The sequence below is a fragment of the Cohnella sp. AR92 genome, assembly GCF_003990975.1.
Classification (GTDB): domain Bacteria; phylum Bacillota; class Bacilli; order Paenibacillales; family Paenibacillaceae; genus Cohnella.
Genome location: NZ_RZJR01000010.1, coordinates 205,639 through 231,746 on the forward strand (window position 1 = coordinate 205,639; position 26,108 = coordinate 231,746).

Genomic DNA, 26,108 nt, shown 5'->3' on the forward strand with positions numbered 1-26,108 from the left:
TTGAAGGCGGTTCCGCGACCGACGAGCGAATTCCATCATGAGCGAGAGAGTCTCCTACCTGCGCAAAGTCCCGAAGTCGATGCTGAACGCCGGAACGGGGTTCCTGTCGGGGTACAGCCATTCCTTGAATCCTTACGCCGGCTGTTCCTTCGGTTGTTCCTACTGCTATGTCAGAAGTATGCCCGTGTCGACGTTCCGCGGAGAAGAATGGGGAACTTGGGTCGATATCAAAGCGGACGCCGCGCTTGTATTCGAGAAGGATTACCGGAAAGCGCTGGGGAAGGGCAAACCCGTCACGATCTTCATGTCCTCGAGCACCGACCCTTATCAGCCGGTCGAGTATAAAGAAAGGGTGACGAGGTCCCTTCTCGAGGTCATGGCCGACCAGCCTCCCGCATTCCTCCTCGTTCAAACGCGAAGTCCTCTTGTTACCCGAGATATCGATCTTCTGCGTCGGCTTGGAGAACGCGTTCGGGTCAGCGTAACGGTCGAGACGGACCGGGAGGACATCCGCAAGGCTTTCAGTCCGTCCGCGCCGCCGATCGCCGCACGGCTGCAAGCGCTCGGCAAGCTGCGCGACGCCGGGATTCCGACCCAAGCCGCTATCGCCCCCCTCCTGCCCAGCAGCGAGATGTTCCCCGCCGTCCTGCATCCCGTTGTCGATCGGATCTGTCTCGACGATTACTTCATGGGCGACGGAAGCGGAGGCAAGCGAACCGGGCGCCTCGGCCTGTCGGAGCGGTATCGGGAGCTGGACGTCGCGGATTGGTACCGGCACGATTCCTACTTAATGCTGAAGGAACGCCTGCTGCAGGTCTATAAGGAGGAACAGATCTTGATCAGCCGGAGAGGCTTCGAACCGTAACGGATTCGAGACCGCTCCGGTTTTTTTGGGGCGCGCTTGTACGACAGAAGCGAACAAGTCTCGCGGCTTTACGATTCTTCCGGCATAAATGCGCTTGTCCTCGACATATCATGGTGTTGAGGAGAAAAGCAATCAACCGGGAGGTTATGCGGATCATGAAATCTGCGGTGAAGGGCGCATGGATGGGACTCTCGATGACCGGAGGCTGGCTTCTTGCCGACCTCTTGATGCCGGAGCCTTGGGGAGACGTTGTCCTGTTCTCGGCAATGGCGGTAGTGAATATCGGAATCGGCTGGAAGCTGGGACGGCTATTCGACCAGCAGGAAGCCAAGGACACGGTCGTTGCGTCCGAATCGAAAGGCGAACCCGAGCCGGAGCTCCAGTCCTAATATTCCGTTCATAGGAGAAGGCCCGCCCTACCGCTTCCCATCCAAAGGAAGCCGGGAGGGCGCTTTTTTTGTTCCTGCCCCCCGCTTCCACTCGTAATTAATCGTCCATCTTCATTTCCTTGACATAATTTGCGTTCGTTTGGAAATACCATAATCAGCGAAGATTGCAGGAAGCCGGATCTTCCCGAGATTCAAGCAACCGCATACCCACTTCTTGGAGGTTACGACCGTGAAAAAAACGCATGCCACAATCGGAGCAGCGTTATCCCTGGTGATGGTGCTGAGCAGCTGCTCAAGCAACAACAACAATAACAACGCTTCTCCTTCGCCGACGTCCAGCGCCTCCGCATCCGCGCCCAGCTCGCCTGCCGCAACCGGCGCGACCGGCACATCCTTTGAGAATTGGGGCTCCTATGGGTACACGCTGGCCAATAACCGACATGTCCCTTTCAAGGAGATCACCGCAGATAACGTCAAGGACCTGGGCGTCATCTGGTCCGCGGATCTGAAGACGCTCGACGCGGACGTCAAGAACGGGAATCAATCGTATCCGGTCGTCGTCGACGGGGTTATCTACGTGACAACGGCAGGCAACCAGGTATTCGCCTTCGACGCCGTTACCGGCAATACCATCTGGCATTGGAAGCCGGACGCGGAGCAGGCCGCCAACTTCTCCAAAGCCGGGATCATCGCGAATCGCGGCGTGGCGGTAGGCGAAGGCAAAGTCTTCACGTTGGCGGTAGACAATTCGCTGATCGCCCTCGATCAGAAGACCGGCCAGCTAATCAAAATGATCAAGCTCTCCGACCATATCGACGGGGTGACGCTAGAGAACGGCTACTACGAGACGACGGCTCCTCAGTACTACAAGGGGAACGTCTATATCGGAAGCAGCGGCAGCGACAACGGCGTTCGAGGCTTCGTAGCGGCGTTCAAAGCAAGCGACCTGACGCCGGCTTGGGATTCCCCGTTCTGGACCGTGCCTCCTAAGGGCGAGGATTGGCTGGCGAAGAGCAAGTTCCAAGGAGGCGGAGCGGTATGGGATCCCGTCGCGATCGACGAAGAGACGGATATCATGTACTTCGCGGTGGGCAACCCGGCTCCGGACTTCTACGGGGCTAATCGCGAAGGAGCTAATCCTTACACCGATTCTGTCGTCGCCGTCAACGCGATGACCGGCAAGCTGGTCTGGGCCAAGCAGGAAGTCAGCCATGACTTGTGGGACTACGACGCCGCGGCGTCTCCGATGATCATCAACGCTACCGTTAAAGGCGCCAAAAAGAAGCTGGTCGTCCAAGGCGGCAAGTCCGGCCTTTGGTTCGCTTGGGATGCCGCTACAGGGGACAAGGTATGGGATGGCATTCCTTTCGCGAAGATCGATCACAAAGACCCGACTCCGGAAGGGGTAGTCGGATATCCCGGAGTGCTTGGCGGGGAGAACTACGCCCCTGAAGCTTACGACCCCAACTCGAATTACGTACTGATTCCGGGAGTCGAGTCCCCTTCCCTGTTCAAGACGGCGAAGTCCGAAGCGGAAGCCGCAACTCCGGACTTGCCCGGAGCGGCTGCGTTCGGTACCGCGGCAGACGCAGTCGAAGGGGCAACGGCTTATGGAACGGTCACCGCGATCAACGTGGACACCGGTAAACAAGCCTATCAGATCAAGACGACGGACACGCAGCGCGGCGGCTTGACGAGCACGGATTCGGGACTGGCGTTCTTCGGCGAGTTGGACGGCAAGATCAACGCCCTCGATATCAAAGCGGGCAAAGTGGTCTGGACCTTCCAAACTACCGGCGATAATATTCAAGCCGCCCCTTCGATCTTCACGGTCGACGGCAAGGAATATGTCACCTTTACGACTGGCGGAACGAAGCCCAAAATCCACGTATTCGGCCTCGGCGGCGACAAGACGCAAGGCCAAGCGGGCACCGCGCAGGAAGGCAGCGCGCATTCCGGCGGTTGATCCCTTAAAGCAGAATCGACGGTCAAGACTTGGACGCCCGACGTTCGGTCTTGACCGCCTTCTTATGAAAGGAGACCCCTATTAAATGAGAATACATAACAATGCAAAGCTGCTGTTGATCCTTGCGATGACAATGGCGGTATGGCTGTCCCCCCTCGCGTATCGTTATGCGAATGCGGAGAATTCGCCTGCCCGAATCGAATTGGAAAAGACGACCTTTCATGCGATGTCCTGGCGGAGCGACGGTACCCATCTGATCGATATCCAGGGCAGGCTGACTTACGGAGATCAACCGGTCGCCAACGCCGTCGTCCAGGTCGATTCGAAAGGACGAAGCATACGGACCGGAGAAGACGGCGCTTTCCGCCTGACCGTCGACCGCAGCCTGATCGCTTACAAGCTCGTTCGCGTCGTATCGGTTCAAGAGGCGAAGCTGGGAGGCAAGCCTATCGGGAATGACGCGGCCGCTTCCCTTCTGTCGGCATCCGCGCCGATCAGCGTCTATCATCCCATCGAGATAGCCAAGGTGGAGCCTTCCGAGACGGATGCCGACAAAGTCAAGGTGCATGCCCGGATTCAGATCGGCAAGGACGACAAGATCTCCTTCTTCCGCGCCGATAAATATCGAATTGCCGGCCAAGTGAGCGACGCCGACGGCAATCCGGTTCAGAACGCGTTCGTCTGGATCGACCGGGACAGCGGAGAAGGCTTCGCCAAGTCGACTCCGACGGATCGGAACGGAAGATATGAGATGTATTATTGGCCGGAGGAAGAAGATACGAACCTTACCGTGATCGTCGGCACGAGGCAGTACACCCTGCCCAAAGGCAAGGTGCTGAGCCTCCCGCGTAGAACGAGCGTGGAAATTCGAATCCGGCTGCCCAAGGAAGGCACGGTTCTCGACGACAAACCGCCTTCGCTGGTATTCGCGACCTCGACGGGCGCAACGTACAGCGGTTTGCTCGCCGGACTGGACCTCCCGTCCGGAACTCCTTATACCGTCACGATCCCCGACCCGGAGGGACGGTTCATACTGACCTTGTCGCGGGAAGCGTGGGAGAAGCATCCTCCGTTCTTCGAGACTCGGCTGACCAAGTTCTTCGACCAAGAGAAGTTCCTGAAGGCCGGCGACGAATTGCCTATCGCTTCCCTGCAGGCGGGCAATCAGGACCCGAGAATCGTCGCTTCGGCACCTTGATCGGAGGATATGCCTCGATAGACAAAGACAGGTTCGCCGATCTTGCTCTGCTCCGTTGAATTGGCCCGCTTAGCGATAATATCGCGATGAGGGGAATGTATGCATACGGGATCCGCTGCCCGCGCGTCGCCGCTTAACAGAAACGCCTGGCAGCGGCATCCTCCGTAGTCGAGCTCGCGCCTTTCGCAGCTCCTGCAGGGCTCCATCATCCAATCGTAGCCGCGGTATGCCTGGAAAGATGGCGATTCGTGCCATATCCAGCTGAGCTCGCGGTCCTTCACGTTCTCGAACGTCAGCGACTTTATTTCCGATGCTGCCGTACAAGGAAGCACCCTTCCGTCCGGCGCAACCGTCAGGGACAGACGGCCCCATCCTCCCATGCAGGGCTTTGGATAATCTTCGAAATAATCCGGTATGATCCATACGAGTTCCATTCGATTGCCGAAGCGTTCCCGAGCCCTTACGAAGGCGGCTTCGGCTTCCAGCAGCTGCATTCGCCGCGGAAGCAATTGATTGACGTTGCGCAGAGCCCAACCGTAATATTGGGCATTTGCCAGCTCAAGCCGCTGCGCTCCCCAATCCGCGCAGAGTTCGATGATCTGTTCGATCTGGTGGAGATTGGCCCGGTGAAGGACGACATTCATATGGAGCGGAAGCCCGCTCTCGCGGATCCGTTCGGCGGCTTGCTTCTTCGTCTCGAAAGCGCGAAAGCCGGCGATCGAATCGGCGAGTTCCGCGGCCGCGGCCTGCACGCTCAGCTGAATGCTGTCGATCCCGGCTTCCGATAGCTTACTTATCCTTTCATCCGTCAATCCGACGCCGCTCGTAATGAGATTCCCATAGAGCCCCGCTTCCCGGGCCCTATGGACGAGCCGCTCTAGATCCGGGCGCAGGAGAGGTTCTCCGCCCGTAAAATGGACTTGCGCGACTCCAAGATCGCTTGCCTGCTCCAATACGTGAAGCCATTGCTCCGTCGACAGCTCGTTCTCTCTCTTCTGCAGCTCGATCGGATTCGAGCAATAAGGACAGTGAAGCGGACAACGGTGCGTGAGTTCCGCGGTCAAGGCATACGGCAAGCTTACGGACATAGCTCCAACCACCCCCTCTCTTCGGCCGAAGCGAGGAATTCGACGATATCGTTCTCGAGGCCGGTCTGGCCGAACCTCGTCTCGAGTTCCTCGATCAGCTGCGCGATCGATCTGTTCCCGTCGCAAAGCCGGAGAATCGCGCCCGCCGCCTCGTTCAACTCGACGACCCGCTCCGGGAGCAGAAGCATTTCCGATTGGCGGGCTTTGTCGTACTTCATGCGGCCCGGACGACGAAGCCTTGGCCGTTCCGACAGCGCCCGGGCGCTCATCGCTCGTTCCCTTCTTCCGGATAAGCCAGGCTTAACGCGTCCAGGAGGGCCCATAGTACATCGCATTTGAAGCGCAAAGCGGCGATCGCCTGTTCCTGTTCCCTCCGATCCCGGCATTCCCTCAAGACAAGGCTCAGCCCATGATCCGCATCGCGAGGCGCTTGGCTTAGCCTGGCTTCGAAGTAGGCTAATCCCTCCGGACGAATCCAAGGATACAGCCGCTCGAAGACGCCGATCCGCTTGGAGACGAGCGTCGGAGCGAATAACTCCGTCAAAGAGGACGCGACGGCGATCGGCCACGGCTCCAACCGGCAGAAGTTCACATAAGCGTCGACGGCGAATCGAACGGCCGGAAGAACGTGGCGTTCATCCAGCATCTCCTCTCTCGGGATGCCCGCAGCTTCTCCTAACCGGATCCATGCTTCGATGCCTCCTTCTTCTCCGGGTTCGCCTTCCCTGCCGTCATGGTCGATAACGCGTTGAATCCATACCCGGCGTTCCTCCCGGGACGGCAGTTTGGCCAGGATCAGCGCGTCTTTGACCGGGATATTCTTCTGATAGTAGAACCGGTTGACGATCCAAGCCTTAAGCTGCGTTCTCGACAGCCTCCCTTCGTGCATGGCGATATGATAGGGATGCTTGTCGTGATAGCGTTCTTCCCCTACCTGCCTTAGGCGAGCCGTAAATTGTTCGTTCGACATCAAATACGATTCCAACTTCAAACCTCCATTTCCATTCCGTCCATTCCGATTTCGATTCCCCATTCCGCCAATCTGCGCCGTTCCGGCGAATCCTCCGCCAGCATCGGATTCGTGTTGTTCACGTGGATGTAGACCTTGCGGCGCGCGGACATTCCCGCCAGCCGCTCCGCGCTTCCGCCCGGTCCGGCAACGGGAAGATGGCCCATATCGGACGCATCAAGCTCGGATACTCCCAGCTTGCGAAGCTCGTCGCCTTGCCAGAACGTCCCGTCCAGGAAGATGCAGTCGGCTGCCTTCAGATGCCTCTCGAGCGTTGGCGACCAGGCTTCGATTCCCGGCGCGTAGACGGCAACCCCGCCCGTTGTCCGATCCGTGATTCGATAACCGACAACCCACGCTTCCGGCTCCCGATTCGCTCCCATGGACGCTTCCCCATAGACGTACCTAGGAGGCTTGTCGCCCAAAAAAAACGGACATACCGATAATTTTCCCCCAAAAAGTGGAAATGATTCCTCTGGAATGGTGTCCATCCAACGAAAACTCGCGAACGGCTCGATGATTCTTCGAATGGGGAAGTCGTCTTCAAGCGCCCAAAGAACGGGAGAGGTCGCGTAAATATCCATGGACGAGTTCTGCCTTAATTGAAGCAGTCCCGTCGTATGATCCAATTCCGCATCGGTAAGCAAGACGGCTTCAATAGGGGAGCTTCTCAGATGAGGTCCCGGGTGAAGAACGACATTCTCTTCGGTCTGCAGGCAGACATCCGGACCGGCATTCAGAAGCGCCCAGCGGATACCGTCCGGGCTGACGGCAAGCGAATCGTTCCTTCGAGTCTGTACGGAAGGGTCGCCGGCTCTTAACCGCCTGCAGTTGGGGCAAGCGCAGTTCCACTGCGGGAATCCTCCTCCCGCAGCGGAGCCTAATACTCGAATGATCATGGCTTCTCCCCTTTATAGAAGAGATGCCGGAATTGTCCGGCATACAAAGGTTATTTCCGATGAGCGTAGCCCGTCACTTCGGCGCACAAGTCGATGATCTTAAAGTCCGGCTTAACCCACATGGTTACACCTCCCTCCGAGGATCGAAGCGGCATTCTGCTTCATTGTATGTCGGTATCGGAATGTCCAAGAAGCACAAAAAAACGATGCACGGGCTGCGCTCGTTGTCGAACGTCCCTTTGCATCGTCCTGTTGCTCTTTCTTAACGGTCGCGCTGCGGATTGCGGCTTCTTACCCCGAACAGCCCGAGCAAGCCAAGCAGGCCAAGCCATCCCCATCTGGAGCCGTTGCCCGTTGTCGTCGACGTCGTGCGGTACCGGCCGTCCGTCGTGCGGTTCGAGGTGCTGTAGTTCCTGTAATTGTTCATCCGGTTGCCGTCAGTAAACGTCGAATTGTTGTTCGTGCTGTAGTTCCGATAGCCGTCCGTGTTCGTCGTAGACGTATTCGTGCCAAAGCCCCGGTAGCCGTCCGTATTCGTCGTGGACGTATTCGCGCTGTAGCCTCGGTAGCCGCCCATGTTCGTCCCCGTCGCATTCGTGCCGTACCCGCGGTAACCGTCCGTATTCGTCGTCGCATTCATTCCGTATCCGGTGTATCCGCTGTTGGGATACGTCGTCGTACCGTAGCTTTGGAATTGATTCGTCGTTGTCGTTCCAGGCGCATTCGGGTTCAAGAACTGGGTTCCCGTTCCTGTTCCATAGACGCTGACTTCTTTGGTTCGGGTCATGCCGTTCGGCGCAAGGCCATGCGACTTGCCTTTGACGCTGTAAGTGGAGACTCCCGCGTGCGCTTTCGTTTCCATTCCGTTGCCCAACCCGCCGTTGCCGCCATCCGCGGATCCGGTATAAGCATAAGCCGGAACCGCAAGCATCAAGGTTACCGCCGAGACCGCTAAACCGCTGACGATTTTTCTTCTCATGAGTTTGACCTGCCTTCGAGGAGGATTAATTTCTTTGGCTTATGGTCTCAACTTTGCGGCGATCCTATACAAGGCTTGTACTACCGGTATATCCTGTGCATATGGTTACAAATAAGAAGCGGTGAAGGAGCTCGTTATGGAGACGTTGTTCGCATGGATTCTAACCCTGTCCCTAGGCTTGGATACGTTGATCGTATCCGCTTCGATCGGTCTAAGGGATAACTGGAAGGAAAAAAAGAAAATCGCGCTCGTGTTCGCCGCGGCCGAATCCCTGATGCCGATTGCCGGCATCATTATCGGAAGCGCTTTTGGGCGATTTTTTAACGAGGCGATTTCCATTATCGGCGCGCTTTTGTTGATTGGGGTGGCGATTTATTTTCTAATCTGGGACAAAGACGACGAAGAGAGTCGGGTTCTCTCGCAGCCTCTATCCGGTTGGCCATTGGCAGTAGCGGCGATCGGCATCAGCCTGGATGAACTGGCGGTCGGTTTCTCGGCCGGGTTGCTGGAGATGCCGATCGCTCTCACGGTTCTGTTTATCGCCGTCCAATCGTTCGCGTTCGCCATGATCGGCGTCACGTTCGGGGCGAAGCTCAAGCCATTCCTTGGCGAATGGGCGGAGAAAGCATCCGGGATTATCCTAGGATTGATGGGCGTTTGGATGCTTCTCGAGAGTTTGGGCCTTGGGTGAAAGGAAGAAGCTTGCCTAACTGGCCCCTTCTTTCTTGAATTGGCACTGCTCTTCAGGCAAATGTGCGATCGCCCACAGATACAGGGACGCAACCGTTCCGTATGGCGCATAAAGCCCGGTTAACTCGTCGAATTGTTCCCTGGTCAACGAATCGAGCCCATGAAGCTTCATAACGCCTCGCCTAATGGCCACATCTCCCCAGCTGACGACGTTCGGCCGCGCAAGAGAGAAGATGAGGACCATCTCCGCCGTCCACCTTCCGACGCCTTTTAATGCCATTAAATAAGTGACGACTTCCTCATCGCTCATCGTTTGAAGCTGATCGATCCGAAGCTCCCCCGCCACGATCTTCCGGGCGATCTCGACGATCGCCTCCGCCTTCTTCGTCGTCGTCCCGCAAGCGCGAAGCTGCTCGGGCGACGCCGCGGCCAGCGTCTCGGGCGTTAGCTCGCCGAAATGAGCGATCAGCCGTTTCCATATCGCTTCCGCGGCTTTGTTCGAGATCAACTGCGATACGATCGAATCCACCAAGGATACGAAGACGTCCGGGATGACTTCCCTCTCCACGGGACCAATCTGACGAATGGCGGCCCCCAGTGCCGGATCCGCCGCGGTCAGATGATCGATCTCTGTCTGGCCGTATTCAAATCGTTGCTTCATAACCCTTCCTCCTCCATTCGCTCCTTCTTGCTTCTCGCGGAGCGTTCTCTTTCCTCGATGACTTCGGTGCGGTCTCTCAGCAGGTGACGATCGATGATCGATCGGCCCAGCTCTTCAACAGGCGTCCCCCACTTCCATCCTTGTGAGAAACAGCGTTCCTGGGCAAGCTTATATAAGGCCAGGCTCCGAATGGGAAGATCGAGTTCTTCGTATTCGACGCGGTCTGCATCGCTCCATCGCTCCCGCAGCGACTCGAGCATGGCCTGAAGCTTATACCCGTCCAAGCCGAGCTCATCCATCTTGGCCGGGTCGATCTCCTGAACCGCCTTTTGCAGCAGCTTATAAGCGCCTTCCCGATTGTTTCTTCTTGAGTGGTATTGCATGACGGCAATTCGAATCAGCACGAGCCAGCTCGTCTCGTACGGGGAGCCTTTCTGATCCTTCCAATACTGTTCCATGATCTCATGGCATTCGAAGAAATCCCGGGATCCGTAATATTCCGCCAGATAGTCGACTAAAGCGTCGGGGTATTGGGACCTGATCAAGGTTATCGTGCTCCTCCGTCGATCTGCGCCTCTTAAGGACGTTATTATCAGGATAACCTATTGCGAAGGAATAGGCATCTTATTTTCCTGAAACCGACCGCCTGTCCGCCCGTATATAAAACCGTAGACAAATAAAACTTATCTACTATCAGGAGGAGCAATTCAACATGTGGAAAAAAGCGTTTCTTATCTTCAGCCTCTTCGCGCTGTTCGTCGCGGTGAGCGTTCCTGCCGACTCGGCGGACGCCGCGCGCAAGTCGTTCAGCTCGGGCAAGAAATCCTACAGCCAGACGCCTTCCAAGGCTAAAGAAAACGTCTCGAACAGCTCGAGCGGCACCGGCTCCAAGACGGGCAGCACCGCCGGCTCGACGACGAATACGAATCGCGGCTTCTTCAGCGGCGGCAGCTTGATGAAAGGCTTGATGATCGGCGGCTTCGCGGGTCTGCTCTTCGGAAGCATGTTCAGCGGAATGGGCTTCATGGGAGACTTCCTGGGCCTCATTATTAACCTGATCGTTATCGTGGCTCTGATCTCGATCATTCGGGCCGTCTTCGTCTCCTTCCGCCGCAAGCGCGATCAACAGCGTCCTGACGACGCGCGCCGCTGGTAATCGCCATGAAGATCACGATGGACGAGATCGTCAACTCCGTGATCCTCCATCTGTCGGAGAGACACGAGGTTCCCTTATCCGAAGTCCAGGTCGAACTGCTCTGGGACGAGGAACAAGGCTTCTCGGCCGAAGCTTGGGTGCAAGGCCGCAGCCGCTTCCTCGTGGAAGCGAACCTGAAGGAATCGATCATGAGATACGCGTTGAATGAATATCAGATTCGCGTTTATCCGTCGCAGATTACTTTGGAGTTGAACGAAGAGCTGGAAGAGATCCAGGCGAATATCGAGCAGTAAAAGCATAGAACAAAATCGGCTGCCCGCTTCCATTGACGGAAGGGCAGCCGATTTTTTCTATATTCCTCTGAAGTCGCTTTCGCTTAATCCAAGGAACTTCATAAGATCCCCGATAAAGGTATTGCCCTCCGGTCTTAGTGCCCATAGGACTTCATTGTTAAGATCGTCGATCCTTCGCTTAATCTCTCCAGACTTGGAGTTATGGAGCGGATCATGGCTTTCGACGAGCAGATACGGCGTTGTGTCGGCGGAATCCTGCGGTGCCGTCTTTTTGATCGCTTGCCGGGCTTCGCAGGCTGATAATAGCAGAACAACGAGCAATAGAATGGAGATTCGCATAGATTCCTCCGTTCGAGATCAAGATTAGACGTCATCGCCATCAAGAGAGGCTGACGCCTTCAGGAAGGGCTGGTACATCATCAAAGCATGATTTTCCGTGATCCACTCGTCGCCGACCATTTCGCCGTCTAGGTTATATTTTCTGCGATAGATCGCATTATGCCTCGTGTACCCTCCCCAAGGCTCGGACGTCATTCGATGGTCCTTCTCATAGATTTCGTAGCGGTAGAGAGGCGCTTTCTCGGCCCTCCACTCCCCCATGAGGGAATCCGCATCCATGGACGCCATGAACTGATAGGGCACATCGGTCGGATTATAGATTCTTAGGTCGAGGTAATTGTACGCGCAAGTAGCTCCGCTGCCGAAGGGCTGCGTTCGATTCGCGTCCGGAAACACGTCATAGCTATGGCGGTGCCTCTCTGTTACCTGTAGCGGCGTGTGCAGAGCAGTCCAGTATATCAGGTTGGAGAGTTGGCACAGGCCCCCGCCGACACCTGGTTTGAAGCCTCCATAATAGAGCACCATCCCTTCTACGTAGCCTTTTCTTCTCGTCGGATTCCCGATGAGCTTCCAATAGGAGAACGTTTCTCCGGGATGAATGACCACCTGGTTGATTCTGTCGATCGCCAGTCTCAGGTTCTGAATCTTGTTGTATTGCAGCCACATCTCCACGTCTTTTAATCTTCTTAGCAGGGGAGTTTGATGCTTAAAAACGGGGTGCGGCAGGGAAACGGATAGCTCCGGTTTGGCGAAACGATAGCCCCCTAGCAGCCATTCCAGATACCTCTTATTCCTGTAATAAATAGTGCCGATCTTCACTCTAAGTTTTGACCGCATAATGGGTCTCATCGGATCCCCCCCCCGGAACAGAGTCAGGCATAAATGCGCCATCTTTTCTATTTGACGTTACAGGAGTGGAAAAAGGTGCTAATGTGGCGCGTTGATTGGGGACTATATCGGCATACCGCCGGTCGTGCTCCGTTGTTGAACAACGTTCAATAACTCGCGTCCGCATACCGCCGCCAGTGCTCCGTTATTGAACAACGTTCAATAACTCGCGTCCGCATACCGCCGCCAGTGCTCCGTTATTGAACAACGTTCAATAACTCGCGTCCGCATACCGCCGCCAGTGCTCCGTTATTGAACAACGTTCAATAACTCGGGCCCGCATACCGCCGCCAGCGCTCCGTTATTGAACAACGTTCAATAACTCGCGTCCGCATATCGCCGCCAGAGCTCCGTTATTGAACAACGTTTAATAACTCAAGTCCGCATACCGTCGCTAATGCACCGTTATTGAACAACGTTCAATAACTCCCCTTCACTCCGCAGTCACCGCGCCTCACGTCCTCTGCCTCTCTATCGCTCCAACCAATCGGCAGCATACGACGCCAAAAAGCCGCTCTCCGGTCGCGAAGGACCGGCGGAGCGGCTGTCGGCAGTTTTATTTTCCTATTAGCTATTAAGCCAAAATGGCCCCCCTGATCCACCCGCCTTCCTTCCTAAGCTTTGCTTATATCCCCTCTTATACCGGTGCGGTCCGGCCTACCCCCCATGACCGGAAGCGGCATCGGAGGAATCGGTCTCTTCCCCGCCAGCGGACTTGCGGTAATCGGTAGGCGTCAGGCCGAAGTGCCTCTTGAACATTCGATAGAAATACGACGGGTTGGTGAAGCCCGCTCTCTCCGCGATCTCGGCGACGGAATAGTGCGTCTGCTGCAGGAGCACCAAGGATTGCTCCATCCGGACCGTATTGATCACATCCACGATGGCTTTGAAGGTGATCTGCTTGTAGATCCTTCCGATATAGCTTGGCGACATATCCAGCTCTTCCGCGATCCAATGGAGCGACAAATTCGGATTGGAATAATTCCTCGCGATGGATTCGTTGATTCGTTTGATGAGATCGTCGTGACGCATGCTGCGCTTCTCGACCAGCTTCTCCTGAATCTCGTCGAACACGCTTCCGAAGAAGTCGTCTACTTCCTGCAGCGTCTCGAATCGCTCCATCGCCGGAGCCGCCCATTCGGGGCTATGCTCGAATTCGAACGAGTGGTTCTTCTGCATGATGCGCATGATGCTGACGATCTTCAGAGCAAGATGGGTAATGACGGACTGCAGAACGGGAATCGGGTAACGGGACGCTTCGCCGATAATATGCGCATACTGGTCGCGGGCTTCCTCCAGCTTGCCGGACATCATCGCGTCGACCAGCTTCTTCTCCTTGTCCTCCGGGTACGCGTATTCCTTGATCGGAGGAGCAGGCGTATCTTGCGCTTTGATCACCGACCGATGGCCCAACAGCATGCGATATTGCGCCGCTTCCTTGACCTTCTTGTACAGCGAATGCAAGTGAAGCACTTGGTTGTCCGGCTCGGTGAACGCCGCGGTAACGCTGATTCCCAGATGCTCCCCGACCGCCCTCTGAATTTGCACGAGAAGGGATTGAAGGTAGATCTCGTCCGCCTGTTCCGTCGACTTCGCCGCGCCAAGCAGGAGCAGCACGCTGTCTCCTTCCAGGTCGACGGTCTCCACCGGGTAGGCTTGGGAGCTCAGCTCGGATGCGATGTTCAGGATCGCGTACTTGTATACTCTCAAGTCGCTCTCTCTCGTCTCGGCGAATGTCTTGAACCGATCGATTTTGAAGAGAACGAGCCGATATTCGCTATTAAAATCAAACCCTACGCCTAACGTCGCCAGACGATTGCGCAGCGTCTTCGGATTGATCGCTTCGCGGCCGAGCACCAGGTTGCGCAGGAAGTCCTGACGGATCGTATAGAGGCTGTTCCTCTTCTCGACCTCCAGCATCTTCATGCGGTTCGCCATCCGGTCGATCGGAACATAGAGCTTGCGGGACAGGAACCAGGACAGCAGCAAGCCGACCACCAGAAGCAGCGCGGCGATGCCGATCGTGGTCCTCACGATTCCTCGCACCTCGTGCGTAACGAGCTTATAAGGAGTGCTGCGCACATAGCGCCACTCGAGCGAGTCGGGAGCCGTATAGGAGATGAGGGATTTCTCTCCGTTCACGGTGTCCACGAAGTAGCCGGAATCCGCGTCGGACAAGATTCTGCGGATAATCGGCTGGCCTTCCTCCTTCGAGGTTCCCGGGATCAACTCATCGCCGGAGAGCAGTCTCCCCCTGTTATCGATAATGAACGATTTGCCGATGCTGCCGTCCTCATGGTTGCCGATGTCCTTGTTGATCCACTGCGATTTGATATTGACGATAACGGCGGAATTGACCACCTTCGGAGAACCGATGGCATCGTAGCAGAGATAAGAATAGACCGCCTCTCTCTGCCCGGTATCCCCATCGACGAGCACCGTTCTCGGAATCGGCGTAAACGGCTTGTAATCCTTATAATTATTGAGAAGCTGAAGAATCTCTTTATCGAGAAGAGCGTCGGTCTCTATCATGCCGTTCTGCCCTTTGTTCGCGGAGATGTACAGGTATTCGGACTTCGGGTTGTATACGTAGATCGATTCGATATAGGTCATCGAGAGCAGGTAATTCTGCAGCTCCGCCATGGCCGCAACCGTATCGTAAATATTCGGCTCCTCATAGAACATGAGCTTGGAGACGTTGAGGTTCCGATAGATCTGAAAAGAAAGGGATTGGGCGCTGTCCGTCATCCCGACGACCTCTCGGCTAGTCTGGGTGAGAGTGCCCAGGTCGGAACGATACACCTGCCCCAAGGCGATTCGATTGAAGAAGACAAACAGGATGGTAGACGTAAGCGTAAGCGTCACTACCGTACACAGCACGATACCGAGGAAAAGCTTATTATAAAGGCTGCGATTCTCCTCCGACTTCACGAGCCGCACTCGAGCTCCCCCCTCCATCCAACAGATCCTGAGACATTGAATATATGGTTGAAAGCGTTTTCTGTCAATGGCATTGTCGGCAAAAAGCCGGGTACCCCCGTAAAAATCGAAGGATACCCGGTGGTCGCCGCACGCAGTCGGTTACTTGATTCCCTTCTCGGCCGTATAGGCGAGCCATTGCGTCTTATACGCGTCCTGTACCTTCTGCAGCCCTGCCTTGTTCGCCTTGTCCATCGCGGTCTTCACGCCTTCTTCGACGTTCTTGACCAGTCCGGCATAGAGAGGATAGAAGTACTGCTTCTCGACCTGCTCCAGCGCGGCGCGTTCCGCTTGATACGACGAATAGTCCTCCGCGAAGCCCGTGAACAAGTCCGGCTTGGCGACTTTGTCGAGCTCGGCGAAGATCGCCTTGACCCCGTCGAAACTCTTGTCGAAGAGCATGAATTCCGGATTGCGCCAAGCCCATCCTTGCATGCCTTCGCGCGCGAAGCCGTTGGACGTCGAGTCGCCGATCATCTTGTAATAGCCGTCTTCCACGGTGTAGTTGACTCCTTCGATGCCATACTCCGTCAATTGGTTGTAGCGCTTGTCGGTCACCATTTTCTCATAGAAGGCAAGCGCGCGTTCGGCGTTCTTGCTGCTCTTCGGAATGGCGAAGCCGTTGTGGATCGGATGCACCGGAGTCGCGAACCCTCTCGTCACGGCGAACGGCGTGTACCCGAGATCCCAATCCGGATGGGTCGACTGCATCTTCATCTTCGTGTCGTTGAAGCGGTTCGGATTGTCTCCCAGCTGCGCGGCTGCCTTGCCGGTGACGATGCCGTCCTGCATCGTATCTTGAACGTTTAGCACGTTCTTCGGGAAGAAGCCCTTCTCCTGCCAGCGTTGGATCACTTTCAGGTCGGCGATCTGCTCGTCGGAGCCCCAGTAGGAGTACACGTCGTTCGGGCTGTGATACTTGATGCCGATCCCGTACGGCAGCGGACCGCCGACCGTATCGTCGTTGATCTCGCGGAAGACGTCCATCATGTTGCCTTTGACGTCCGCATTCAACGAGAGCGGCTGAATGCTAGGCTCGTTCTTCTTGATGCCGTCGAGGTATTCCTCGAACGAAGCGATATCCTTCGGAACCGGCAGGTTGTACTTCTTGCGCAGATCCTCGCGATAGACGAAGCCGTTGTTGACGTATTCCTTGAAGGTGGCCGGCACGGTGTAGATATGCCCGTCGATCTTGACCGCATCCCACATATCCTGCGGAACGAATTGCTGAAGCGTCGGAGCCGCCTTCGGCAGCAAATCCTCCAGAGGCAGGAAGGCTCCGCTCTTGGCATAGGATTGATACTGCGTCCAGTCGGCCGTGAAGATCAAGTCGACATCCTGCCCCGAGGAGAGCAGCAGCTTGTACTTCTGATCCCAGTTCGTCCAAGTGGTGAAGTTGAACTTGACGGTCGCGTTCAGTTCCTTCTCGGACATCTCGTTGACCTTCTTCTCGATGACGGACAGGTCCTTCGGCGCGTCGCCAAGCATATAGAACTGAAGCGTCACATGCTTCGACGTATCGATCCCCGCCGGATTCTCGGATGGGGAAGCGCTTGCAGATTCGCTTGCCGAAGCGCTTGCGGACGGGCTGGCCGAGGACTTGCTGGGGCTCGGACTTGCCGAGTTCCCGTTATTGTTGCTGCTGCAAGCCGATAATGCCGATGCCAGGATAAAGCTCGATAAGATGACCGCTGACGCCCTTCTTTTGGTAATCATTCGAATCCTCCCTTATACCTTATCTTAAATGTATGTTAGCCGCCTCGAAGCCGCAAGTGCGAGCTCCGCGCCCGGTTCTAACCTTTGACCGCGCCGATCGTCAGCCCTTTGACGAAGTACCGCTGAGCGAACGGATAGAGCAGCAGAATCGGCCCGGTTACGATAAGCGACATCGCCATCTTCGTCGTCTCGGTCGGAATGTCTCCTCCGAGCGAGACCCCGGAGCCCGCCCCCATCTGCGTGATGAAAGCGATCGTGTTGATGATGTTATAAAGATAGAATTGCAGCTGATAACGGTGCGGATCGTTGATGAAGAGCGATGACAGGAACCAATCGTTCCAGTAGGCCAAGGCGAGGAACAAGCCTACCGTCGCAATGCCGGGCATCGAGAGCTGGAGCACGATGCGGTAATAGATCTTGAAGTCGTTCGCCCCGTCGATCTTGGCCGATTCCGTCACTTCGTCCGGAACCGCCGATCGGATAAAGTTCTTCATCAGAATGATCAGGAACGGCGTCATAAGCCCTGGGAAAATAAGCACCGTATACGTATCGACGAGGTTCAAGTACTTGGTCAGCAGCATATACCAAGGAACCAAGCCTCCTCCGAACAGCGTGGTGAAGTAGATGACGAAGGAGAAGAAATTCCGGTACTTGAAATCCCTGCGTTGAAGGACGTAACCCGCCATCGTGATGAAGAACAGGCCGAGGAACGTTCCGATTACCGTCGTGGTTACCGTTACTCCATAAGCTCTCAGCACGGGCTCTGGAGCTTTGAAGATAAGGTTGTACCCGTCCAAAGAGAACTTCTTCGGAATGAGATGGAAGCCGTCCGTTATGATCGATGCATTGTCCGTGAAGGAAGCCGAGATGATGAGCAGGAACGGAAACAGGCAAACGATCGAAGCGAGGAGGATGACGGCATAGGCGATGAACTTGAACAGGCCGGTATATTTATCGTCTTTGATCTTCATGCGATCCCTCCGTCAGAACAAGGCGTAATCCTCGTTGATTTTGCGAATGATCGCGTTGACGACCATCACGAGCACGAAGCCGAACAGCGATTGATACAGTCCTGCCGCGGAAGCCATCCCCATGTCGAACGTCACTTTAAGCGATCGATAGACGTAAGTATCCAGAATGTCGGTCGTGTCGTAGAGAACCCCATTGTTCCCGATCAGCTGGTAGAACAAGTCGAACTGCCCTTTCATGATGCTTCCCAGCGCGAACAGCAGCAGGATGATGAAGGTGGACTTGAGCATGGGAACGGTGATATAGCGTGCCCGCTGGAAGATGTTCGCGCCGTCGATCTTGGCCGCCTCGTAGTATTCGTCGCTGATCCCGGTTATGGATGCGAGATAGATCACCATGCTGTAGCCGATGTTTTTCCATAAGTAGAAGAACGGGATCAGCAGGTACCACAGCTTCGGCGAGTTGTAGACGTCGACCTCGTCGATTCCGAGGCCCTTGAACGTCGTATTGAGGAAGCCGTGCTCGTAATTGAAGACGTTATAAACGATAGCGCTCAAGATTACGAAGGAAACGAAGTAGGGCAGGAACAGGATCGATTGCGTTAGCTTCTTGAACCACTTCAATTTGATTTCGCTTAGCAGAACGGCGCACGCGATAGCGAAGACATTGCTGCTCAGGATGAAGACCGCGTTGTAGCCGAGCGTGTTGACGGTCAGCTTGCTAAGGATGCCGGATTGCCATAGGAACCGGAAATTCTCGAGTCCGATGAATTCGCTGTTGAACAAGCTGCGGTTAAAATCGAAACGTACGAAAGCGTAGTAAATGCCGACCATTGGCGTGTAATTATTAATTAGAAAAAAAAGCAGTGTCGGCAGCAGCATCAGGAACAGGATGCGATTCTTGATGAGCTCGTACCAGAACCCTCGCTTGCGGATTGGCATGCCGTTGGAATTCCTCCTTCTCTTTGGATTTTCTCTTTGGATTTTCGCTATTCTTGGATTGATTCGGAGCGAACAGCGGCGTCTCCCCTCTCGACTGCCGAGTTCCGCTCTTCTCAACGACTTCAGTCTATCTGCACTCCCATCGGCCGAATAGAGCAAGATCGCGTCAATCTGTGAACTATCGCGCTCGGAGAGGAATGAACGATTCCGCTTTTTGTGCACTTTGACGCGAATATCCCGAGTTCACACTGCACAAATGCTTCCCGTATACAACAAAGAAGCCATTCTCCCCCTTCCGTTAACGGATGGAAAAAATGACTTCTTCGCACTTTAAGCTAATTTATTGAGGCTATCGAATCACAGCTTAAACCGGTTGACCAGCGACTCCAAATCCCCGGCTACGCCCGAGAGCTCTCCGGACGATACGCGCATGTCCTCGCTGGCCGCGAGCTGCTCCTCCGTGGCGGCGGTGACCTGCTGCGCCATCCCGGCCGTCTGAACGGCAAGGCTGCTCATGCTCTCGATCGAGGCGGCCACTTCCTCGGAGCTGGCGGACAGCTGCTGAGCGGCGGCCGCCGTCTCTTGGATTCTTGTCGTTACGAGCTCCGTGGAGCCCACGATCGATACGAACGATCTCTCGGCGATCTTCACGCTCTCCGAGCTGTCCCTTACTTCGGTCAAGCTGATGCCCATCGTACGGACGACTTTCTCCGTATCCGCCTGGATCTCTCGAATAAGCTCGATAATATCCTTGCTGGATCCGTCCGTCTGGGACGCCAGCTTGCGAACCTCCTCCGCGACGACGGCGAAGCCCTTGCCGTGCTGACCCGCATGCGCCGCTTCGATCGCCGCATTCAGGGACAGCAGGTTCGTCTGGGTGGCGATGTCGCCGATCAGCGTGGAGATCGAGCCGATCTTCACGGTGTGGCTCTCCAGCTTCCGAATCGTCTCTTCCGCCTGCTCCAGCGTTCGGCAGAGCTCGTCCATCCGGCGCGAGACCAATTGGATCTTCTCGGCTCCGTCGATGGCCGCGGTCGCCGATTCCTTCGACAGATCCGCCACTTCGCTCGTGTTCTCGGCGATCCGTTGGACGCCGGTCGCCATCTCGTCGATGACCTTGCTGCACTCCCCGGCAACCTGGACCTGATGATCGGAGCCGCTGGATACCTGCTCGATGGCCTCCGTCACTTTCTTCGCCGAGCCCGCGTTCCACTCGGCCCGCTCGCTAAGCTGCTTGGACGAGTCCGCCAGGTAGACGGAGGAATCCTGCATCTTCCTCACGGACTGCTGCAGCTGTTCCATCGTCGAGTTGACCGCTTTGATCATCAGGCCGAATTCGTCCTTGCGCTTCGTCTTCAACTGCTGCACCGTCAGATCGCCGGAAGCGATGCGATTCAGCGTCTGGGTCGAAGCCTTCAGCGGCGTGATGATATTGCGGACGAGCAGAAGCGCGAACAGCAGGTTCACGACTAGCGCCAGTCCTCCGACAATGGAGAAGTTCGTTAGCGAATCCTTATAGAGAGCTTTGGCTTCCTTCGTGCTCTCCACCGCTCCGTTATGGTCGAACATGACCATCATCTTCAGGAGGCTGCGCATGTTGTTGAAGTATTGAACGGCGTTCTGCGTCGCCTTCGTCTCTTGCTCCGAGCCCGCCGCGGTTGAAGAGATCTGCTCGTAAGCTTTCTTGAACATGTCCCAGTTGTTCTGAAGGCTGGCGAAGTTATTGCTTCGATCCTCGTCGGCCGTAAGCGTAGTCTCGTAAGTCTTCATGCTCTGCTCGATATTGGCGATAATGGTGTCGCGAGTCGCGGTCAGGCTTTTCTTCTCGTCCGGCTTGTCCGTCAATTGAAGCTGGTAGTTGTTCGTCAGATATTGCTCGACGAATTGGCCGATCGTGTTGATCGTTTCAATGCCGAGCAGCCATTTGCCGGTTACTTCCTCGGAGTTGTGTTGAATCTGGCGAATATTCGCGATTCCATTCCAACCGATAAAACCTGTAAAAAGAAGAATCACGATGAACGAACCCAATAGCTTATTGCGGACGGACCACATAACGATTCCTCCTCGCTCAATCTGAAGTGTATTTCCACATTTTGTCGTAGGATTAACCAAGTATAATCTCATTTACCGATTGTTTTCAATCGTTTTTCATTAAATATTGTCAATTATTATAACATCAAGTTGCCCTATTGGGCCTAAGTTACGACAGAATTCGCTCATTTTGGATGTAAGCGTTGTCATATTAGTTGACAATAAAATAGCACCGGTACAATCACCGGTGCCATTCTCAAGATTCTTATTACCAAGCGTATGCTTTCGGAGCGGCTCCGCCGGGACCCGGGAAAATCTCGTCCAAGCGATCCAGAACTTCCTGCTCCAGGACGATATCCACCGTTCGCAGCGAATTCTCGAACTGTTCGAGCGTGCGAGGACCGATAATGGGCGCCACCATCGCCGGACGCGTCAAGGTCCAGGCCAGCGCGACGTTCGCCTCGCTCTCGCCAAGCTCGCGGCACAGGCGCTCGAACGCTTCGAGCTGCGGCCGATGCTTCTCCGCCCTCTCCGCATTGTTCGCGCGCTTCGAGCCGGCCGCCGGCTTGAGCGCATTGCCGCCCAGCAGGCCGCCGTCGAGCGGGCTCCAGGCAATAACGCCGATTCCTTGGTCTTCCGCGGCCGGAAGCACCTCCAATTCGGGCAAGCGGCAGGTCAAGCTGAATTTGTGCTGCTCGGAGACGAGGCCCAGCATCCGGTGATGGCGTGCCTCGTACTGAGCTTTGACCAGATCGTGTCCGGCGAAGTTGCTCGATCCGACATACCCGATTTTCCCTTGCGTAAGGGCGACTTTGAATCCTTCCCACAGCTCGTCCCAGGAGACGCTGCGGTCTACGTGATGCATCTGGTAAAGCTCGATGTGATCGGTCTGAAGCCTCTTCAGAGACCCTTCCAGATGGCGGCGAAGCTTATAGGAGGACAGGCCGCTCGGGCTGTTCGGCCCATCGGCGCGGTCGCTCATATCCCCGTGGAACTTGGTTGCCAGAACGACCTTCTCGCGGCGGCCGCCTCCCTGGGCGAACCAGCGTCCGATAATCTCCTCGGTTCGGCCGGCATTCTCGCCCCATCCATAGATATTGGCGGTATCGAAGAAGTTGATGCCCGCGTCGATCGCGGCGTCCATGATGCGGAACGCTTCCCGCTCGTCGGTATCGACTCCGAAATTCATCGTTCCCAGGCACAGCCTGCTGACATTCAAGCCGGAACGCCCTAGCTTCGCATACTTCATCTTCTCGATCTCTCCTTTAGGGTTTGACGGATAATTGCGATATCGAGCGTCGAACCGAAGCCCGAATCCCACCTTAATATGCCAGCAGCCGTCGCCCGAGTCAAGGGGAAGGAAGGACCGGAGACGAAAGTTCCAAGCTCATCCACTCCCCCGCCGTTCGACAAACAGTCGGTCCGAATGCGCCTTAAGGAGCATTTTCGCATCGTCCAGGAACATATGTTTGCTTTTTATTCGTCCGATTGTTAAAATATAGTCGTTCCGCCAAACAATAAGAGGAGTGATCAGCCTTGCCGATTAACGCTTACCTCAACTTCGACGGCAACACGCGAGAGGTTGTCGAGTTCTATGCAGATGTGTTCAAGACCGAGCCCGCGAATCTGACAACCTTCGGTTCCATGCCGGCTCATCCGGACCATCCCCTGCCTCCCGGCACGGAGAATCTGATCATGCACGCTCTGCTTATTATCGACGGCAGCCCCCTAATGTTCTCGGACGTATTCCCAGGCATGCCTTATCATCCCGGCAACAATATCTCCTTGAGTTATATCACCCGAGAAGAAGCCGGGCTGCGCGAAGCCTTCCATCGGATGAAGGAAGGCGGCAAGATCGCCATGGAATTGCAGGAGACGCCCTGGAGCAAGTGTTATGGTCAAGTCGAAGACAAGTTCGGGATCCTGTGGCAGTTCAACCTCGAAGAGTAGCCCCTAACATCAAGAAGGCAACCCCATCGGAATGGAGCTGCCTTCTTTTTGTTTAGCATGACTCGATCAATAGTAAGGTTCCATCATGAGGAACACGACGACTCCGGTCAAGCTGACGTAGAGCCAGATCGGCATGGTCCAGCGCGCGATCCTGCGATGCTTGTGCAGCTGGTTCGTCCATCCCCATACGAGCGTGAACAGCGCCAGCGGTACGATGATCGCTGCCAGAATGCTATGGGAGATCAGAATGAAGAAGTAGACCGGCCGAACGAAGCCTTCTCCTCCGTACGTCGCCGTCTCCGTAGACAGGAAGTGGAACGTCAGGTAAGAGACCAGGAACAGCAGCGTCGACGAGAAAGCGGCGAGGATAAACGCCTTATGTACCCTCACGTTCTTTTTGAGGATAGCGATGAAGGCGGCAAGCAAGAAGATAAAGGTAAAGCTGTTCAGCAAGCCGTTCACCCTAGGGAAGATCGTCAGATCGAAGTCGATCTCTCCTTTATACCCAAGCGGCGAGAAGAACAACAGCAGGATAATGATATTCGCGACGAGCGAGATCGCAATAATGGCAGCCGTATAGTTTTTGTTGCTGGTAGGCTGCAAGCTGTCGGACTTGTTGCTCATGCGTCCGCATTCCCCTTTCCTCTGGACATGGCTCCATTATAGACGCAATTAACGTCCAACGGACGCCGGTTAAGTAACAACATTATGAACAATTCCCCGGAAAGCATCCGATCGCTCATCCTTTTTAGTATGACCCTCTCTCCCTCTCATAAACAGGGAATGACCATGGACGATTTAATATTGGAACAACAAACTCCCTATCATTCGATCATCTTTCTTCTATACGATAGATTTGCCGACCGGTACCCGTACCCTTCTATCCTGCAGCAAAGGAGGTGAACTTCGCACAAGCTAGCCGAACGTTCGCAAGATGATCCTATGGAGAGGTGGCAATGATGATGAGAAACAAGCTCAAATCCTTATTGGCGGTTATCGTTCTGCTCGTCGGCCTGATCCCTTATTCCGCCTTCGCGGAAGGTCCTTCCGACCCCGCGCCGGCGATCTCCCCGGCCGGCACCGCGAACGGCAAGTCCATTCTGTTCGATAACGCCCACGCTCAAACGGCAGGCGCCGCGGACTGGGTAATCGACGGCGGCTTCTCCGACTTCGCCAACGCATTGGCAGGGCAAGGCTATTACGTGAAGGAATTGCGCAAGTCCTCCGCGATCACGCTCGCGGATCTTCAAGGCTATGATGTCTTCGTCATTCCCGAGGCCAATATTCCCTTCAAGACCTCCGAACAAGCGGCGATGCTGCAGTACGTCCAGAACGGAGGCAGCATCTTCTTTATCGCCGACCACTACAATGCCGACCGCAACAAGAACCGTTGGGATGCATCCGAGGTGTTCAACGGCTACCGTCGCGGCGCATGGAGCAATCCGGCTCTCGGCATGAGCGCCGAAGAAGCCGCTTCCGCCGCGATGTCGGGCGTCGCCAGCTCGGACTGGCTATCCGCCAACTTCGGCATGCGCATTCGCTATAACGCGATCGGGGACGCGAATTCCGGCACGATCGTCGCTTCCTCGCAGGCGTTCGGCATTACGTCCGGCGTCTCTTCGGTGACGATGCATGCAGGCTCTACCATTGCCATCACGGACCCGACCAAAGCCAAGGGAATCGTCTATATCCAGAATTCTCCGGCCGCCTGGTCCAGCGCCGTCGATCAAGGAGTCTATAACGGCGGAGGAACCTCGGAAGGCCCCTATGTAGCGGTAGCGAAGGCGCAGCTCGGCAAGGTTGCCGTCATCGGCGATTCTTCCGCCGTCGAAGACAGCTCGCCCAAGTATTTGAAGGAAGAAACGGGCGGCACCAAGACGACCTACGACGGGTTCACGGAAGCGAGCAACGGCACGCTGCTCGTCAACCTCGTCAACTGGTTGGCCACCCCGGAGAGCTACACGAGCTTGTCTTCCGTCAGCGGATTGACCCTGGATACCGCAACGACGCTCCTGTCGATGGAGACTCCCTCCGCTTCGACGGAACCGCAGTCGGAGCCTTGGGCGGCGCCGGCCTCCGGCTACAAGTGGTATGACAGCTCCACCTTCAAGTCCGGCTCCTACGGTTATGGATCCGGCAGCGGCGGCGGCGGTACGGGAACCGGCAACGAGTCGTTCGAGACCGGCACGAAGACGGCTTATACCTCGGCGAGCGTTACGCTCGGCAGCGGCGCCTGGTACTTCGATAACGCCCTGTTGGGAGATTCCGCGACGGACAAGAAGAACGGAACGAAGTCGGCGCGCATCCGCGCGGCGGGCAGCATCGCGATGAGCTACGACGTCGCGGGCGCCGCTAGCGTTACCCTTAGCCACGCCAACTTCGGCACCGATTCGGGAGCCAATTGGAAGCTGCAGAAATCCACGAACGGAGGCTCCACTTGGACCGACGTCGGCTCGACGTATACGAGCGGCAGCTCGCTCGCGGCCCAGACGATCCCGGTCGGCGAAACGGGCAGCGTCCGCTTCAAGATCGTCGTCGGCGGAACGTCCGGGCAACGCATCAACATCGACGACTTCTCCATTACGGCCCCATCCGTGACGCCGACCGGATCGCTGTCCGAGACCTACGAGAGCGGTTCGAAGACGGCCTATACGGCTGCCGGCGTTACTCTCGACAGCGGCACCTGGTACTTCGATAACGCCTTGATCGGAGAATCCTCCACCGACAAGAAGAATGGCGGCAAGTCCGCCCGCATTCGATCGGCAGGAAGCATCGCCATGAGCTTCGACGTTCCCGGAGCGTCCGCTGTCACCGTGAAGCACGCTAACTTCGGCACTGACACCGGGGTGACTTGGAAGCTGCAGAAATCCTCGGACGGCGGCTCGACCTGGACCGATGTCGGCTCCGCGTATACAAGCGGCAGCGCGCTCGCCACGCAAACCATTACCGTTGGCGCAACCGGCAATGTCCGCTTTAGGATCGTTGTCGGGGGCACGTCCGGGCAACGCATCAACATCGACGACTTCGTCATCAGCTAACGAACGGGTTCTAGCCTAGCAAGCAAATGAAGCCCCGCGTCGTCATCACGGATGACCATGCGGG

General features: G+C 56.0%; 25 protein-coding genes. 9 read left to right on the forward strand and 16 right to left on the reverse strand.

The window, feature by feature from the left end:
* Nucleotides 1-37 precede the first annotated feature (37 nt).
* From ELR57_RS18190 to ELR57_RS18205, 4 genes are all read left to right on the forward strand, one after another.
* Entirely contained in the window at nucleotides 38-865 is an 828-nt protein-coding gene (locus ELR57_RS18190; protein WP_126960502.1) for an SPL family radical SAM protein, read from the forward strand.
* Nucleotides 866-1,020: 155 nt separating this feature from the next.
* Complete coding sequence (locus ELR57_RS18195; protein WP_126960503.1) at nucleotides 1,021-1,254, forward strand: hypothetical protein; 234 nt, start codon at nucleotides 1,021-1,023, stop codon at nucleotides 1,252-1,254.
* Between the two features lie 229 nt (nucleotides 1,255-1,483).
* On the forward strand, nucleotides 1,484-3,220 hold the full coding sequence (locus tag ELR57_RS18200) for a pyrroloquinoline quinone-dependent dehydrogenase (RefSeq protein WP_126960504.1): 1,737 nt from the start codon (nucleotides 1,484-1,486) through the stop codon (nucleotides 3,218-3,220).
* Between the two features lie 85 nt (nucleotides 3,221-3,305).
* The gene (locus tag ELR57_RS18205) at nucleotides 3,306-4,418 is read left to right on the forward strand and encodes a carboxypeptidase-like regulatory domain-containing protein (RefSeq protein WP_126960505.1); all 1,113 of its coding nucleotides are present in this window, start codon (nucleotides 3,306-3,308) and stop codon (nucleotides 4,416-4,418) included.
* Here ELR57_RS18205 and pqqE read toward each other — a convergent pair.
* The 6 genes from pqqE to ELR57_RS18235 form a co-directional block, all read right to left on the reverse strand.
* Complete coding sequence (gene pqqE, locus ELR57_RS18210) at nucleotides 4,385-5,506, reverse strand: pyrroloquinoline quinone biosynthesis protein PqqE (RefSeq protein WP_126960506.1); 1,122 nt, start codon at nucleotides 5,504-5,506, stop codon at nucleotides 4,385-4,387. The genes ELR57_RS18205 and pqqE overlap by 34 nt on opposite strands.
* Nucleotides 5,497-5,775, reverse strand: coding sequence for a pyrroloquinoline quinone biosynthesis peptide chaperone PqqD (pqqD, locus tag ELR57_RS18215; protein WP_158630061.1), 279 nt, complete (start codon nucleotides 5,773-5,775; stop codon nucleotides 5,497-5,499). The genes pqqE and pqqD overlap by 10 nt, the downstream gene beginning before the upstream one ends.
* The gene (gene pqqC, locus ELR57_RS18220) at nucleotides 5,772-6,491 is read right to left on the reverse strand and encodes a pyrroloquinoline-quinone synthase PqqC (protein ID WP_238162587.1); all 720 of its coding nucleotides are present in this window, start codon (nucleotides 6,489-6,491) and stop codon (nucleotides 5,772-5,774) included. The genes pqqD and pqqC overlap by 4 nt, the downstream gene beginning before the upstream one ends.
* Before the next feature lie 2 nt (nucleotides 6,492-6,493).
* Nucleotides 6,494-7,414 carry a pyrroloquinoline quinone biosynthesis protein PqqB gene (pqqB, locus tag ELR57_RS18225; protein ID WP_126960508.1) on the reverse strand — a complete coding sequence of 307 codons (921 nt, stop codon included), beginning with the start codon at nucleotides 7,412-7,414 and terminating at the stop codon, nucleotides 6,494-6,496.
* Nucleotides 7,415-7,464: 50 nt separating this feature from the next.
* Nucleotides 7,465-7,569: a pyrroloquinoline quinone precursor peptide PqqA gene (pqqA, locus tag ELR57_RS28650; protein WP_126960509.1), complete on the reverse strand. Its 105-nt coding sequence runs from the start codon at nucleotides 7,567-7,569 to the stop codon at nucleotides 7,465-7,467.
* A gap of 107 nt (nucleotides 7,570-7,676) precedes the next feature.
* Nucleotides 7,677-8,393, reverse strand: coding sequence for a hypothetical protein (locus ELR57_RS18235; protein ID WP_126960510.1), 717 nt, complete (start codon nucleotides 8,391-8,393; stop codon nucleotides 7,677-7,679).
* Between the two features lie 136 nt (nucleotides 8,394-8,529).
* Here ELR57_RS18235 and ELR57_RS18240 point away from each other — a divergent pair, with 136 nt between their 5' ends.
* Entirely contained in the window at nucleotides 8,530-9,084 is a 555-nt protein-coding gene (locus ELR57_RS18240; protein WP_126960511.1) for a manganese efflux pump MntP, read from the forward strand.
* Between the two features lie 15 nt (nucleotides 9,085-9,099).
* Here ELR57_RS18240 and ELR57_RS18245 read toward each other — a convergent pair whose 3' ends face one another.
* The gene (locus ELR57_RS18245; protein WP_126960512.1) at nucleotides 9,100-9,744 is read right to left on the reverse strand and encodes a DNA-3-methyladenine glycosylase family protein; all 645 of its coding nucleotides are present in this window, start codon (nucleotides 9,742-9,744) and stop codon (nucleotides 9,100-9,102) included.
* Nucleotides 9,741-10,289 (reverse strand): DUF309 domain-containing protein, encoded by a 549-nt coding sequence (locus ELR57_RS18250; RefSeq protein WP_126960513.1) that lies wholly within the window; start codon nucleotides 10,287-10,289, stop codon nucleotides 9,741-9,743. The genes ELR57_RS18245 and ELR57_RS18250 overlap by 4 nt, the downstream gene beginning before the upstream one ends.
* A gap of 167 nt (nucleotides 10,290-10,456) precedes the next feature.
* Between ELR57_RS18250 and ELR57_RS18255 the strand changes: the two genes are divergently transcribed.
* On the forward strand, nucleotides 10,457-10,900 hold the full coding sequence (locus ELR57_RS18255) for a hypothetical protein (protein ID WP_126960514.1): 444 nt from the start codon (nucleotides 10,457-10,459) through the stop codon (nucleotides 10,898-10,900).
* A gap of 5 nt (nucleotides 10,901-10,905) precedes the next feature.
* Nucleotides 10,906-11,193 (forward strand): DUF2653 family protein, encoded by a 288-nt coding sequence (locus ELR57_RS18260; RefSeq protein WP_126960515.1) that lies wholly within the window; start codon nucleotides 10,906-10,908, stop codon nucleotides 11,191-11,193.
* Between the two features lie 363 nt (nucleotides 11,194-11,556).
* Here the strand turns inward: ELR57_RS18260 and ELR57_RS18265 are convergent, their stop codons facing one another.
* The 7 genes from ELR57_RS18265 to ELR57_RS18295 form a co-directional block, all read right to left on the reverse strand.
* On the reverse strand, nucleotides 11,557-12,381 hold the full coding sequence (locus ELR57_RS18265) for a VanW family protein (protein WP_126960516.1): 825 nt from the start codon (nucleotides 12,379-12,381) through the stop codon (nucleotides 11,557-11,559).
* A gap of 696 nt (nucleotides 12,382-13,077) precedes the next feature.
* The gene (locus ELR57_RS18270; RefSeq protein WP_158630062.1) at nucleotides 13,078-15,360 is read right to left on the reverse strand and encodes an AraC family transcriptional regulator; all 2,283 of its coding nucleotides are present in this window, start codon (nucleotides 15,358-15,360) and stop codon (nucleotides 13,078-13,080) included.
* A gap of 141 nt (nucleotides 15,361-15,501) precedes the next feature.
* Entirely contained in the window at nucleotides 15,502-17,121 is a 1,620-nt protein-coding gene (locus tag ELR57_RS18275) for an extracellular solute-binding protein (protein ID WP_370452299.1), read from the reverse strand.
* Between the two features lie 71 nt (nucleotides 17,122-17,192).
* A complete protein-coding gene (locus ELR57_RS18280; protein ID WP_126960519.1) occupies nucleotides 17,193-18,086 on the reverse strand; it encodes a carbohydrate ABC transporter permease in 894 nt (297 codons plus the stop codon).
* 12 nt (nucleotides 18,087-18,098) lie between these two features.
* Nucleotides 18,099-19,025, reverse strand: coding sequence for an ABC transporter permease subunit (locus ELR57_RS18285; protein WP_126960520.1), 927 nt, complete (start codon nucleotides 19,023-19,025; stop codon nucleotides 18,099-18,101).
* A 357-nt stretch (nucleotides 19,026-19,382) separates the two neighbouring features.
* The gene (locus ELR57_RS18290) at nucleotides 19,383-21,077 is read right to left on the reverse strand and encodes a methyl-accepting chemotaxis protein (RefSeq protein ID WP_158630063.1); all 1,695 of its coding nucleotides are present in this window, start codon (nucleotides 21,075-21,077) and stop codon (nucleotides 19,383-19,385) included.
* A gap of 247 nt (nucleotides 21,078-21,324) precedes the next feature.
* A complete protein-coding gene (locus ELR57_RS18295) occupies nucleotides 21,325-22,305 on the reverse strand; it encodes an aldo/keto reductase (RefSeq protein WP_126960522.1) in 981 nt (326 codons plus the stop codon).
* Nucleotides 22,306-22,592: 287 nt separating this feature from the next.
* Here ELR57_RS18295 and ELR57_RS18300 point away from each other — a divergent pair, with 287 nt between their 5' ends.
* Nucleotides 22,593-23,006, forward strand: a complete 414-nt coding sequence (locus tag ELR57_RS18300) for a VOC family protein (RefSeq protein ID WP_126960523.1) — start codon at nucleotides 22,593-22,595, stop codon at nucleotides 23,004-23,006.
* Between the two features lie 66 nt (nucleotides 23,007-23,072).
* Here the strand turns inward: ELR57_RS18300 and ELR57_RS18305 are convergent, their stop codons facing one another.
* The gene (locus tag ELR57_RS18305; RefSeq protein WP_126960524.1) at nucleotides 23,073-23,630 is read right to left on the reverse strand and encodes a DUF420 domain-containing protein; all 558 of its coding nucleotides are present in this window, start codon (nucleotides 23,628-23,630) and stop codon (nucleotides 23,073-23,075) included.
* A 332-nt stretch (nucleotides 23,631-23,962) separates the two neighbouring features.
* Between ELR57_RS18305 and ELR57_RS28345 the strand changes: the two genes are divergently transcribed.
* On the forward strand, nucleotides 23,963-26,044 hold the full coding sequence (locus ELR57_RS28345) for a motility-associated ABC transporter substrate-binding family protein (protein ID WP_238162588.1): 2,082 nt from the start codon (nucleotides 23,963-23,965) through the stop codon (nucleotides 26,042-26,044).
* The last annotated feature ends 64 nt before the right edge of the window (nucleotides 26,045-26,108 follow it).